Annotated in this window: 12 protein-coding genes; 6 read left to right on the top strand and 6 right to left on the bottom strand. The window is 46.4% G+C overall.

From position 1 onward, the window contains the following. Nucleotides 1-541 precede the first annotated feature (541 nt). The 4 genes from ACI4WN_RS04385 to ACI4WN_RS04370 form a co-directional block, all read right to left on the bottom strand. Nucleotides 542-1,297, bottom strand: coding sequence for a hypothetical protein (locus tag ACI4WN_RS04385; protein WP_439777129.1), 756 nt, complete (start codon nucleotides 1,295-1,297; stop codon nucleotides 542-544). A 98-nt stretch (nucleotides 1,298-1,395) separates the two neighbouring features. Further along, complete coding sequence (locus ACI4WN_RS04380) at nucleotides 1,396-1,770, bottom strand: helix-turn-helix transcriptional regulator (protein ID WP_439777131.1); 375 nt, start codon at nucleotides 1,768-1,770, stop codon at nucleotides 1,396-1,398. A gap of 159 nt (nucleotides 1,771-1,929) precedes the next feature. After that, entirely contained in the window at nucleotides 1,930-2,943 is a 1,014-nt protein-coding gene (locus ACI4WN_RS04375) for an NAD(P)H-dependent glycerol-3-phosphate dehydrogenase (protein ID WP_439777128.1), read from the bottom strand. Nucleotides 2,944-3,373: 430 nt separating this feature from the next. After that, nucleotides 3,374-4,627 (bottom strand): RNA-guided endonuclease InsQ/TnpB family protein, encoded by a 1,254-nt coding sequence (locus tag ACI4WN_RS04370; RefSeq protein ID WP_439777127.1) that lies wholly within the window; start codon nucleotides 4,625-4,627, stop codon nucleotides 3,374-3,376. A gap of 625 nt (nucleotides 4,628-5,252) precedes the next feature. Between ACI4WN_RS04370 and ACI4WN_RS04365 the strand changes: the two genes are divergently transcribed. After that, nucleotides 5,253-6,986 carry a diguanylate cyclase domain-containing protein gene (locus tag ACI4WN_RS04365; protein WP_439777126.1) on the top strand — a complete coding sequence of 578 codons (1,734 nt, stop codon included), beginning with the start codon at nucleotides 5,253-5,255 and terminating at the stop codon, nucleotides 6,984-6,986. A 19-nt stretch (nucleotides 6,987-7,005) separates the two neighbouring features. Then, the gene (locus ACI4WN_RS04360) at nucleotides 7,006-8,070 is read left to right on the top strand and encodes an LLM class flavin-dependent oxidoreductase (protein WP_439777125.1); all 1,065 of its coding nucleotides are present in this window, start codon (nucleotides 7,006-7,008) and stop codon (nucleotides 8,068-8,070) included. Between the two features lie 419 nt (nucleotides 8,071-8,489). Here ACI4WN_RS04360 and ACI4WN_RS04355 read toward each other — a convergent pair whose 3' ends face one another. Next, entirely contained in the window at nucleotides 8,490-9,260 is a 771-nt protein-coding gene (locus ACI4WN_RS04355) for a hypothetical protein (RefSeq protein ID WP_439777124.1), read from the bottom strand. A 413-nt stretch (nucleotides 9,261-9,673) separates the two neighbouring features. Between ACI4WN_RS04355 and ACI4WN_RS04350 the strand changes: the two genes are divergently transcribed. Further along, complete coding sequence (locus tag ACI4WN_RS04350) at nucleotides 9,674-9,859, top strand: hypothetical protein (protein ID WP_439777123.1); 186 nt, start codon at nucleotides 9,674-9,676, stop codon at nucleotides 9,857-9,859. A gap of 16 nt (nucleotides 9,860-9,875) precedes the next feature. Here ACI4WN_RS04350 and ACI4WN_RS04345 read toward each other — a convergent pair whose 3' ends face one another. After that, nucleotides 9,876-10,022 (bottom strand): hypothetical protein, encoded by a 147-nt coding sequence (locus tag ACI4WN_RS04345; RefSeq protein ID WP_439777122.1) that lies wholly within the window; start codon nucleotides 10,020-10,022, stop codon nucleotides 9,876-9,878. A gap of 60 nt (nucleotides 10,023-10,082) precedes the next feature. Here ACI4WN_RS04345 and ACI4WN_RS04340 point away from each other — a divergent pair, with 60 nt between their 5' ends. The 3 genes from ACI4WN_RS04340 to ACI4WN_RS04330 all read left to right on the top strand — a co-directional run. Beyond that, a complete protein-coding gene (locus ACI4WN_RS04340) occupies nucleotides 10,083-11,078 on the top strand; it encodes an ABC transporter substrate-binding protein (protein ID WP_439777121.1) in 996 nt (331 codons plus the stop codon). Nucleotides 11,079-11,110: 32 nt separating this feature from the next. After that, nucleotides 11,111-12,058, top strand: a complete 948-nt coding sequence (locus tag ACI4WN_RS04335) for an ABC transporter permease (protein WP_439777120.1) — start codon at nucleotides 11,111-11,113, stop codon at nucleotides 12,056-12,058. Between the two features lie 2 nt (nucleotides 12,059-12,060). Continuing rightward, nucleotides 12,061-12,556: ABC transporter ATP-binding protein (locus ACI4WN_RS04330; protein WP_439777119.1), on the top strand; the 496-nt coding region annotated here is incomplete at its 3' end.

Genomic DNA, 12,556 nt, shown 5'->3' with positions numbered 1-12,556 from the left:
ATATGCTGTGTACTTTAATTAGATTTAAGTTATACTTTGGCTAAATGTAAGCAAAATTAACCCTTTTCATTCCCGCCCTCAAAGCATATTTCTTGCATCCCCACTTTTGCCGGGTGTAAGATAACGATTAGGAAAAGGTAAGAAAAGATTTAGCCTACCTTTCCTAGCCAGGCCGCTAGGCAACTTGCGGACTGGTAAAATATTGGCACGGTTACTTAGGCATCTGCCTAGTCTATGCAAATCGCGTCTAAACTGATCAGTCGATCCCTTTAGCACGTTAGTTGCCGTCATACTCTTTTCTTATTGCATTTTTTACACACATTATATCTTTTTGTATAGTTTCAACATATACACATACTACTGGCATATGATCTGTTCTTTTTCTTAGACTTAACCATATTGCAATTGTGCTGATTCCTTTTTTATAGTGCACACCAATCATATGCCTTCCCCTTTTATATATCACTATTGAGAAAGAGGAGCCTTGACGCTTGGTCAAGACTCCTCTTTTCTGTTGCTCTGCTTTTTTCGATATTTATTTCTACTGCTTTTTAATTTTCGCCACTTTCAGCTTGCCAGCATTTAAACCAATCTGGCTGAGCGTCTTGGCAAAATGGCTGTAGCTCCCCACCTTGTCCAGCCGCCCCCGGCTGCCTTTAAACCAGTAGTTGCCCTGGCTGTTTTCAAAAAAGAAGGCCAGGCTTACGTTACTATTGGTCAGATTCAAATAAGTTGTGCTGCTCCCAGCTGGAACCTCCTTAATGTAGGCATACTGAGGCTTGGCTCCGTTCACCGGGAAAAAGCTAGTCAAATTGCCCAAAGTCACTTCGGAAGCACTTGGAATGGCTAAAATCAACAAGTTGTGCTCAGCCTGCCCCGTTTCATTGTCCACTTTAACAAAAAGCGTCTGCCTTCCTTTCTTTTTAGCAGCGTTGACAAATTTCCGGTACTTCTTCCCCGTTGGCTTGGCTGTATGCCACAGGTCCATCCCGGCAGCTTCACCCTTTTCCGGCAGGTTCTGAGCCGCGTTCTTTAAGCCAGCATTGCTGTTTTTCAGCTGATTATTGGCACTTTTCAAAGAAGAATTTGCCTGCAATAACTTGCTATTCTGCCTCTTCAAGCTCGCCTCCGTCGCCTGGCTCTGTTTCTGCGTTACGTATAATTCTTCATCAACCTTGTCCTTGGCCCGGCTGACCCGGACCGCTTCATAGCTAAGCCAAAGCCCGGTCCCCATGGCCACGAAGCCGACAACTAGCGACAAAACCGTCAGCCAAGTTAGCCAATTTCGCTCTTTCATTTTTGCTCCTCCATTTACTACAAAAACTATTGCAACAGTTTCAAGAAATCCCTTTCATTATACAACAATCAAAGAAAAAAGGCAGGGTCTTTCCCTGCCTAGCGATGTTCAGCCATGTCAGATCGCATCAACTTTTCAATGATTTCAATATATTCTTGCGGCACCTGGTGGCCCTGGTAGGTCAGGCGCAGGCCCTGCTCGGTCAAGTCAATCACCCGCTGCACTTGAGGATCAGCTGCTTCAACATCATCCTTCAAATCTTCGATTGGCCGCCCGGCCATAATGCTAGCCTTGGGCACGCCGTACAACTTAGCCAGCTTCTCAACGGCCTTCATCCGGGGCAATTTGCGTCCCACTTCCCAGTTGGAGATGGTCTGCTTGGAAACATTCATTTCTAAAGCTAATTCCTTCTGGCTAATGCCGTACTTCTTTCTCAGTACCCGCAAATACTTGCCAACCATGTTTCTTCCCATATTCATTCGTTCTCACCGCCTAACGTGCTACTCAAAGAATATCACATTTTAAGGCAAAAATGAAATGTTTATGAATTTTTCTTTTAAAAAATTCTAAGCAAAAAGACCCACATCAAGCGATGCAGGTCTTATAAAAGGCTTTTTTATTTTAGTCAAAAATTAGATGACCATTTCGGACTTCTTTTCCCGGTTCATCAAGGAAATGATGGTCTCTCTTGGGTCAGCACCGTGGTTGACCACAGCGTCAACGGCGAAGACGATTGGCATTTCGACGTCGTACTTCTTAGCCAGTTCCAGGGCAGCTGGGATGGCGTTGATGCCTTCAACGACCATGCCAACTTCCTTCTTGGCTTCTTCTGCAGTCTTGCCTTGGCCGATCAGGTAGCCGGCATTGTTGTTCCGGCTTTCCTTACTGGTGGCAGTAACGATCAAGTCGCCCATGCCGGCCAAGCCGTCAAAGGAAGCTTCCTTGCCGCCCATCTTCAAGCCCAGACGCTTGATTTCAGCCATCCCGCGGATGATCAAGGCTGCACGCATGTTGTCGCCGTAGCCTAGGCCAGAGCAGATCCCGCTAGCCAAAGCGATGACGTTCTTCAAAGCACCGCAAAGTTCAACGCCCAGGCGGTCAGAGTTGGTGTAAACGCGCATGTTTTGGTTCATGAAGATGTCTTGAACCTTTTCAGCAACTTCCTTATCTTCGCAAGCGGAAACGATGGTAGTTGGCAGGTCCTTGGCTACTTCTTCAGCGTGGGTTGGACCAGACAAGGCAACGTAGTGAACGTTGTCGTGCTTGCCGTCTTTTTTCAATTCGTCAGCGATAACTTCCGTCAAAGTCAAGAGGGTGTCAGGTTCGATCCCCTTAGCAACGTCAACGATGATTTGGCCGTCTGGAATAAATGGTGCAGCAGTCTTAGCGGTTGATCTTACAAAGACGCTTGGTACGGCGAAGAGGATGATGTCCTTGTCTTCGCAAGCTTCTTCAACATTTTTAGTAAACTTGATCGCGTCAGGAATAACCATACCTGGCAAGTTCTTTTGGCGACGAGTAGTTGAGAGTTCGTCGACTTCTTGTGGCAGAGCAGACCAAACGGTTACTTCATGACCAGAATTGCTGAGCATCCGCGCCAACGCCATGCCCCAAGTACCTGCTCCCAAAACACCGATTTTTGCCATATTATTACCTCACTTAGTTTGTTATTTCCTTATTTATAAGGGCAAGCGTAATGGCCTGCTCCTCCTAATCTTATATATTATAGCACTTGCAAAAAATGATTTAGTTAACCTGCATAACAATTATCAAAAAATTAGCAGTTTTACATAAAATAAAGGACGTCCCGTTACAGAAACGAGGTGTCCAGTTGAGAATAGCCGTAAATAAAAGGTGTAAACAAAGAACAGCTATTAAATATCTCCAAATCAACTACTCCCGACTAAAGTCGAAGGTTTGCGCTAACTGGCCTGGTCCAAGCAAGCAGTATTCTGAAGAATACCGTTCTCCCATAGTCAAAAGCCCAAAGGCTTTTACGTTGCAGCTTCTCAAGCGCCTCTCAACGCTTCCGCACGTTGATTAGGGTACGGCGGTTTAGCACGTATACGTACTAAACTAATTTGTTTTCTTAGTTTTGCATTCATTGCGGTATGACGGATTGAGCAACCCACCAACATACAAGGCACCAAGGTTTTGGATGTTCATCGCACCAATACGGTCATCATTTGAGCGGTAGCCGCATCTGTCGCAGATATACAGGTGTAAATCGTGCTTACGATTGTTCCTGTTGATTCGCCCACACTTTGGACAGCGTTGGCTAGTGTAATGAGCGTCTACTTCGACTACCTCACTGCCTGCTAAATGTGCCTTGTAAGTTAGCTTCTGCTCAAGGTCGTAGAAAGACCAAGAGTGATGCTCATAGCGGTCCTCTTTTTTTCGATTATAAACGGTATTACAAATAACGTTAGACAAATCTTCGAGTACAAAAAGCGTATTCGATCCATAATGTTCAACGAGTGTCTTAGACAAGCAATGATTGTAATCACTCATCCAACGGTGCTCTCGATTACCAAATTTACGGAGACGACGCCTAGAGTTTCTAGTATTCTTAATCTTGAGATGACGTCTTAACTCTTTATAGTGCTGGCGTTTATTCGCGACTTCCTTACCTCTATGGAATAGGCTTTTGCCACATTCATTATAACAGGTGACGATCTGACGTAATCCACGGTCAATACCAACAACATGCTTAATTTGGCTAAAATCGTAATTTAAAATTTCCTTGGTCATGCTAATATATAGAAACCAATGATTGCTTGATTTTAGAACCTTAGCGGTACCAAATTTCCAAGAGCCATCCAAGAACTTTTCAAAACCAGGCATGGAAATACCACACTCAATGCGACCATCTAGCGTGTTTAGGGAGACAACAGCACCGTTCTTTTTAAAAGAGTAATCGCGACCTCTTACTAAATCTAACTGTGGGCGCTTAAAAGATATAGGACTCCAAAGCCAAGTAAGATCACGAGGAATAGAATTCAAGATATTCTTGCCGGTGACAGGATCTTTCTTGCCAGTATAATAACGGAAGGGGCGCTTTTTTATCTGAGCACCCAATGCCTGGTATCTAGCAACGGTAGTACGTATAACAGAAATAGCCATCTGAGATTTCAAGGCAAACTGTGCACGAAGGTCATTGTATAGTGCTTTTTGTAATTTATTTCTACGGAGTTCAAAATCATGGGCAAAAACGTATTGAGAGGTTAAATTACATCCAAGTCTATAGGCTTCCATCGAAGTCACTAGAGATCTGGCGTCCTTGTCACTAGCTACCGTAATATGGGCTTTAACTGTTAACGTAATTTTCATATTTTTACCTCCTTTCGTTGATTGCGATATTACAAATAATAGATTACAAAAATGCTGGATAATGATTTTAACGCAAAAAAGTAAAAAAGGCGCGCTCCTCCCCTATAAAATCAAAGGATTTTGCACGCTAAAGTTAGTGAAAAACACAAAAGTAATTGTGTATATAGATAACCAGGTAACCGCTTACCCGTGTTATCTATATTCTAAGACCGTTTTCATATGAATGCAATAGATTTTATGAATTTAACCATTTTTTATGCACCTTTTTGTCGATAAAATCAAAAAAGTGCTTTTTCTCTTCAATCCGCTTTTTGATTATTAGCAGTTTATTATTTACAGACTATCACCGCCACAGGTCGATGCAATCGCTTAACCAAGCCTTTTTTATTATTAAGATAATAGGTAAATCTATAGTAAGTTCTATTTGTTTTTTCTTATGTTATTTCACTGGCAAAGGCTTTATAATGAAGATAGGAAAAGTTTTTTTTCTAAATTAATTATATAACTGTAATTTTTTTATTAGAAAACAACCGTAGAAATTCCCATCTTTTGTAATTATCTCACGCTTAAAATGATATAATTATTATTATATGAATGACCTTATTACAAAAAAGCAAGGTGTACTATGTTCAAACTGTTCAAAAAAGCCAATCACCGCGACTACGGCCTGATCATCGTCGCCGTAATTCTGCTGCTGATTTTTAACCTAAGCTTTCTCGACTACGTTCAAAATAAGCAAAGAAGCATCGAGCGCCATCACGCCGAAAGCTTAGCCAACAATTTCTCCCGCATTCTGAATGAGGAAATGAAAAATTCCCTGTCCCTGACCACCACCCTGAAAGAGGTCGTCCTCTCTCACGATGGCAAGGTGACAAATTTTAATGAAACTTCCGCTGACCTTTTAAAAAATAATTCCGCGATCCGCGCCTTGCAACTGGCGCCGGCCGGCAAGGTCACCTACGTCTATCCTTTAAAGGGCAACGAAGCTGGCAAGATCGACCTGCTCCGCGACCCGGCTCGTGCTCCCTTGGCCAAGTACGCGATCACGCACAAGACCACGGTCATCCAGGGCCCAACCCAGCTCAAGCAAGGCGGCAAGGGCATCATTATCCGGACGCCTATTTTTATCAAAAAGAAATTCTGGGGCTTCTCCATCGCCATCATCAAGGTTCCGCAGATTTTTACCAGCACTGATAAAAATCTCCGCTCCGCCAGCTACAATTACCGCTTAGAGAAGCAGGTTTCACCGCTCAACAAGAAGTACGTCACCGTCATGACAAGCGGAAAAAATCTCGATGAACCGCTAACTTTAACCTTTAAAACAGATGGCCAGGCAACCTGGCGCCTATCGCTTTCTCCAAAAGCTGGCTGGAACTACATGCGCGGCAACCTCGTTGTCGGCTACATCCTGATTTTTGACTTGGTCATCCTCTACTTGGTTACCTGGGCCGTCAGCCGCTTGATCGCCAACCGGCTCTTAAAAGAAGAAGCAGGCCTTGATCCCCTGACCCAGGCTCTCAACCGGCAGGGCTTTGACCTAGCCTTGCAAGACCTCGGCAAAAAGGGGCAAGAAACCACCGTTGTCATGCTGGACATCGACGACTTCAAGTCCATCAATGACGTCTTTGGCCACCAGGCCGGCGACGGCGTCTTGGTGGAACTGACCAAGAACCTGCGCGCCAACTTTGGCCCTAATTCCATCATTGGCAGAAACGGCGGGGACGAATTCGTCGTCGCCATGCCAGACAAGATGGAAAATTGCCAAAACGCTATCGAGCGCATGTCCAAGATGCGGCAGCGAATCGTCATGGACGATAAGGAGATTCCTTTTTCCATTTCCATGGGCTACAGCGAATTCCCGGGCCAGGCCAAGGACTACGAGGAAGCCATCAAGTACGCCGACGCAGCCTTATATGAAGTCAAGATTGCCGGCAAGAACAGCTTCGCCAGTTACAGCTCGTCCATTTCTAAAAACAAGTATCATAACCAGCTGGGCCTGGGCCTGCGGGCCTTGGCGGCCGGCGACCCAATTCCGCTCATGGTACTCCGCATCGAAAATGGCGAAATTATTTTTGTCAACAAGAGCCTGCTGGACCTCTTTGGCTGCGAGCTCTACAGCGACTTCTACGAGCACTACGACAATTCCCTGCTGAACCTGATCGCCCCGGCTGACCGGGAGCGGCTGGAAGAAGAGTACTCCGACTTTATCAAATATGCTGAAGACGACGAGCGTTTCCACTCTGATGGTCACATCTTGACGCTCGACGCCCGGGTCATTCCCGTTTACTGCGATGTCAAATATTCAATCAACCAGCGCTATGGTCCCTTGATTTTCATGGGCATCACGCTGATGAACTAATCTAAATAGGGGGATTTTTATGGATAAAGATGAAAAACTAAACGTGCCAAATTTGCAGATCTTGGGGCAAGACAATAGTAGCCTCTTCGCTGACGCCCAAGGGAAAAAGGATGACCGCGATTTACCAGCTAAACTGGCCCAGCACCCAACTTTTAGCAAGCTTTTTCAAAAAAATAAGCTGTCCTTTGGCCTGGTAGCACCGTTTAAGGGCTACCCCAACACGCCGATCCCGGACGCGGCTGACCTGATCGCCAACGCTCAAAAGGCTGAGCAGGCCGGCTTTGACGCCCTGTGGATCCGGGACGTGCCCTTTTACGACCCCTACTTTGGCGACGTGGGACAAGGGCTGGACCCTTCCGCTGTTTTAGGGGCGCTAGCCATTGAAACCAGCAATATTGCCCTGGGGTCAGCTGGGCTGATCCTGCCAGAGCGCAGCCCGATCCACATCGCCCAGCTGGCGGCTTCGATCGACCAGATGAGCCACCATCGCTTTTTGCTGGGGCTGGTCAGCGGCGACCGAAAGAACGAGTTCATGGCCTTTGGCCGGGACTGGCGCCAGCGGAGCGACATTTTTAGAGAAGGCTGGGAATTAACCAGGACCTTATTGACGAAGCCGGACCACCCCCACTTTAGCGGCCAGTACTATGACAAACTAAACGGCACCCTGAACCTGGTGCCAAAGCCGGATAGCGAATACCCAATTCCGATGGTGGCCATTGGCCGCTGCCGGCAGGAGCTGGAGTGGCTGGCTAACGAACCAGACGCTTGGATCTGGCACGGGATCGACGAAAACGAGACTAGCAAGGTTGTAGCCAAGCTGAGTGACCTCAACGAAGATGGCAACTGGCATCCCTTCGGCTACCAAAATTTCGTGGAGCTCTTGCCGGATCCAGATGCGCCATGCCGGCTGTTTAACCGGATTTACCTGCGAGGCGGCGCACGGTCTTTGGCTGCCTTTTGGAAAAAGCAGCGCCAGCAAGGGCTGAGCCACATCGTGATCAACTTAAAGCCAACCAGCTTATCTCTTGAGGAGTGCTTGGATGACTTCAACAAGTATATTTTTGATCAAGTTAATGAAGATTGAAAAAGTGAGCCATGTGGCTCACTTTTTTGCTTGGTGCTGGGCAGGGATTTTTGAAAAATCCCAAAAAGTAGCAACCTCTTGTAGAAAATTCCCAAAAAGTAGCAACTACAGTTACAGAAATCCCATTTTGGCGCAACTAAATCAATACTAACAGTTAAATAGTGGTATTTCGGCCATTTTTATAGAAAATTTCCTCAAAAAAGAATTACTTCCTACTAAATTCCACTCATTTTTTGATGATTTATCCAAGATTCGCCTACTTATAATCATTAGTTGCTACTTTTTGGGATGTTTTTTCATCTGGTTGCGCCAAATAGGGATATTATTTTTTCCAGTTGCTACTTTTTGGGAATTTTTGTTAATACATAAAAAAGAGAGCTACTTTCGTAGCTCTCTTTTTGTCTAATGTAATGATGGAATTACTTAGCTGCTTCAGTTGATGATGAAGTCTTGCTTGCATCCTTAGCTGCAGTCTTAGTAGTCTTCTTTACGGTCTTAGCAGCTGCTTTTTTAGCGGTCTTTTGTGCCTTTTTAGCGGCTTTCTTACTAGCCTTAGCAGTCTTCTTTACAGCCTTCTTAGTAGTCTTAGCTGCTTTCTTGGTGTCCTTGGCTGCCTTCTTAGTAGTCTTAGTTGCGGCCTTGGTGTCCTTAGCTGCCTTCTTGGTAGTCTTAGTTGCGGCCTTGGTGTCCTTAGCTGCCTTCTTAGTAGTCTTAGTTGCGGCCTTGGTGTCCTTAGCTGCCTTCTTGGTAGTCTTCTTTGCAGCCTTCTTAGCTACCTTCTTAGTAGTCTTCTTAGCAGCTTTCTTAGTTGACTTCTTAGCAGCCTTCTTGGTTGCTTTCTTAGCCTTTTTAGCAGCTTTCTTGGCCTTCTTAGTGGTCTTCTTGGCTACCTTCTTGGTGTCCTTGGCTGCCTTCTTAGTGTCGGTAGTAGTCTTGGTGTCTTCTGCCTTCTTAGTGTCGGTAGCAGTCTTAGTGTCTTCTGCCTTCTTGGTGTCGGTAGCAGTCTTAGTAGTGTCAGCTGCCTTGGTGTCGGTAGTGGTCTTGGTGGTGTCAGCTGCCTTAGTGGTTTCGGTAGTCTTAGCACTAGTAGTGTCAGTAGTAGCAGCTTGAACCACTGGAGTACCAGCAGCGAGCAAACTTACAGCAACAGTAGCCTTACTTAATTCCTTGAATAAACGGTTGTTCTTCATGATCTAGGTTCCTTTCCCTATAAAAATCACTTTTTCTAATTTCCTTTGTTCAACATTATAGCGCAAATCAAGATGAAATAAAGATTAATTTCGAAAAAATGTGCTATTTTGATGAACTTTTTACACGCTCTTTAAAAATAGCAAAATATTTGAAATGTATTGATAAAATGCTAAAAAGCGGACGGCTTTTACAAAAATATACAAATGTTAAGCACGTATTCTATTCGCAATCAACTTTTATATAGGGAGATAATTTTCACAATTTAATCATAAAATTACTCATACCACTTGGTAAACTTTCTCCTCTCAACTATCGCTATCCATTATACAAGCGCTAACTTCTATTACCTCCTACCACATCTTTAAATAAGTAGTAAAATATAAGTAACTAAAAAAGCGAGGAGGACACAACCATGCAATTTACCAAGGTATTTGAAGGCACCTTTGCCCAAATTAAAGAAGCCATCGATGAATTCGTATCTAAGGGCGGCCACGTTGACGCCGTAATCACCGACCACACCGGTGAAAAGGTCACCGAAGACCACACCTTTGGCTACAAGATGCGCGTGATCGCCATCTGCAGCGAAGAAGAAAGCTAGGCTTTTTTCAATTATCTTATTGAAGGACACCGCCGATTGGCGGTGTCCTTTTTCCTTGCCAAAAATCTCTCAAAAAAGTTTGACATTTTCTTAAAGTCTTATTAAAATTAAAGCCATGAACTATTATTATAAACTCATTAAAAATTTTAGCAGCCTCTAGCATCCCTGTCTCCTGAACCAGACAGCCCTGCTAGAGCAAGGCTTGTTTAGTTAGGAGAAAACTATGAAAAAGATTAAAGCACTAAGCATTATGGCAGCAACGTTGGCAATGGGAGCGGCCTTGGCCGGCTGTTCATCCTCGTCCTCATCAACTGGATCCTCATCTTCATCCTCTAATAAGGTTTACAAGGTCGGGATCTTGCAACTGGTGCAGCACGAGGCGCTGGACGCGGCCACCAAAGGCTTCAAGGATGAAGTAACTAAAGAATTAGACAAGAGCCACGTCAAGTTCGACGTGCAAAACGCTCAAGGCGACTCATCCACGGCAACCACCATCGCTACCAACTTTGCTTCTGAAAAGGAAGACTTGATCTTGGCCAACGCTACTGCATCCCTGCAAGCAGCTGAATCAGCCACCAAGACCATTCCAATTTTGGGGACGGCGGTTACCAACTACCAAGTTGCCTTGAACCTGAAGAAATTTAACGGAACTGTAGGAGGCAATGTTTCCGGGACTTCAGACTTGGCACCGCTTGACAAGCAAGAAAAGATGATCAAGGACTTCGTTCCTAGGGCGAAAAAGCTCGGCATCCTTTACTGCTCAGCAGAGCCTAACTCCAAGTACCAAGCCGAACAAGTGGCTAAGTACGCTAAGAAAGACGGCTTAACCGTTAAGACTTACACTTTCTCTGACACTAACGACGTCAGCTCCGTTACTCAGCAAGCTGCAAGCAACAGCGACGTCATCTACATCCCAACCGACAACACCGCAGCTTCCTGCGCTAAGACCATCAACAACGTGGCTTTGAAGGCTAAGACCCCAATCATTGCCGGTGAAGAAGGGATCATGTCCAAGTGCGGCGTGGCGACCCTGTCCATCGACTACTACGGCTTAGGCAAGACCACTGGTAAGATGGCAGTTCAAATTTTAACTGGCAAAAAGAAGATCTCCAAGATGCCAATCCAATACTACGCAAATCCTGTTAAGGAATACAACCCAACCATCTGCAAGAAGCTGGGCATCAAGGTACCAAAGGGCTACAAGGCTTACAAGAACTAGTCCACTAGATTTGTTAGAAAGAAGAGTTTGACATGGGAGCATACCTATCATCACTGAGTTTTGCGGACTTGGCTGGCCGCTTGCCGGCAGCTGCAGCTCAAGGGCTGTTCTGGGGCATTATGGCCTTGGGCGTCTACATTACTTTTAGAATTTTGGACATCGCCGACTTGACGGTTGACGGGACCTTCGCCACTGGCGGGGCCGTGTCTGCGGTCATGATCATGAAGGGGGCCAACCCTTGGGTAACGGTTTTAGTAGCCCTGGTCGCGGGCCTGCTGGCCGGCTTTGTGACTGGCTTTTTGCACACCAAGTTCGGCATCCCGGCCATCTTAGCCGGGATCTTAACCCAATACGCCCTCTACTCCATCAACCTGGCGATCATGGACTTTAAGGCCAACACCGCCGTCAGCTCCGCAACGCCCAACTTAGTGATGACGGGGCTGAACGTCAACCAGTCCCTCCTGGTCTGCTTCATCTTGGCAGCCGTGATCATCGCCATCATGTACTGGTTCTTCGGGACTGAGCTGGGCTCAGCCCTCCGGGCAACTGGTGCCAACCAGGAAATGAGCAAGGCCCAAGGGATCAACGTGAACCGGATGAAGGTTGTCGGCTTAGCCCTCTCTAACGGCTTGGTTGCCGTAGCAGGCGCCTTGTCCACCCAGTACTCCGGCTTTGCCGACGTTAACGCGGGCCGCGGCTCCATCGTTATCGGCTTGGCTGCCGTCATCATCGGGGAAGTTTTAGGCGAGGCGATTTTTGGCAAAAAGCTTAACTTCGCTGGCCACCTGATCTTCGTCGTTGTCGGCGCGGTCATCTACTACTTCGTCTACACCCTGATTTTGTGGCTGCAGATGAACCCAAACCTGATGAAGCTGTTTACGGCCATCATCGTTGCCCTCTTCTTGGCGGTACCATACCTGAGAGGCAAGTCCAAGAACTCTTTTGCCAAGGCTGGCAAGCAGTCTAAAAAGGAGGCCTAGCCATGCTGGAACTGAAGAATATCACGAAGACTTTTAACCCAGGCACCATTACGGAAAAGCACGCCTTGAACGGGGTCAACCTGACCTTGGAAGACGGCGACTTCGTCACGGTCATCGGCGGCAACGGTGCCGGCAAGTCCACGACCTTGAACGCCATCGCCGGCGTGTGGCCAGTGGACACGGGTTCGATCATCATCGATGGCCAGGACGTCACTGGTTTGCCCGATTTTAAGCGTGCATCCTTGATCGGCCGCGTTTTCCAAGACCCCATGACCGGGACAGCGGCAACTATGCAGATCGACGAAAACCTCGCGCTGGCTGCCCGCCGCGGGAAAAAGCGCGGGCTCAAGTGGGAAGTGACCGCAAAGGAAAGAGAGTTCTACCGGGAAAAGCTGCAGCTGCTGGACCTGGGCTTAGACCAACGCCTCAGCGCCAAGGTTGGGCTTTTGTCAGGTGGGCAGCGTCAGGCTTTGACCTTGCTCATGGCCACTTTGGTCA

It is taken from the genome of Lactobacillus sp. (assembly GCF_051893255.1).
Lineage (GTDB): Bacteria > Bacillota > Bacilli > Lactobacillales > Lactobacillaceae > Lactobacillus.
Note: the sequence above shows the minus strand (reverse complement) of the source record. Positions and strands in the feature narration are given on the sequence as shown.

Coding starts and splice junctions, on each gene's coding strand:
- ACI4WN_RS04385 (WP_439777129.1), bottom strand. CDS start 1,297: ATGAAAGAGCGAAATTGGCTAACTTGGCTGACGGTTTTGTCGCTAGTT.
- ACI4WN_RS04380 (WP_439777131.1), bottom strand. CDS start 1,770: ATGGGAAGAAACATGGTTGGCAAGTATTTGCGGGTACTGAGAAAGAAG.
- ACI4WN_RS04375 (WP_439777128.1), bottom strand. CDS start 2,943: ATGGCAAAAATCGGTGTTTTGGGAGCAGGTACTTGGGGCATGGCGTTG.
- ACI4WN_RS04370 (WP_439777127.1), bottom strand. CDS start 4,627: ATGAAAATTACGTTAACAGTTAAAGCCCATATTACGGTAGCTAGTGAC.
- ACI4WN_RS04365 (WP_439777126.1), top strand. CDS start 5,253: ATGTTCAAACTGTTCAAAAAAGCCAATCACCGCGACTACGGCCTGATC.
- ACI4WN_RS04360 (WP_439777125.1), top strand. CDS start 7,006: ATGGATAAAGATGAAAAACTAAACGTGCCAAATTTGCAGATCTTGGGG.
- ACI4WN_RS04355 (WP_439777124.1), bottom strand. CDS start 9,260: ATGAAGAACAACCGTTTATTCAAGGAATTAAGTAAGGCTACTGTTGCT.
- ACI4WN_RS04350 (WP_439777123.1), top strand. CDS start 9,674: ATGCAATTTACCAAGGTATTTGAAGGCACCTTTGCCCAAATTAAAGAA.
- ACI4WN_RS04345 (WP_439777122.1), bottom strand. CDS start 10,022: ATGCTAGAGGCTGCTAAAATTTTTAATGAGTTTATAATAATAGTTCAT.
- ACI4WN_RS04340 (WP_439777121.1), top strand. CDS start 10,083: ATGAAAAAGATTAAAGCACTAAGCATTATGGCAGCAACGTTGGCAATG.
- ACI4WN_RS04335 (WP_439777120.1), top strand. CDS start 11,111: ATGGGAGCATACCTATCATCACTGAGTTTTGCGGACTTGGCTGGCCGC.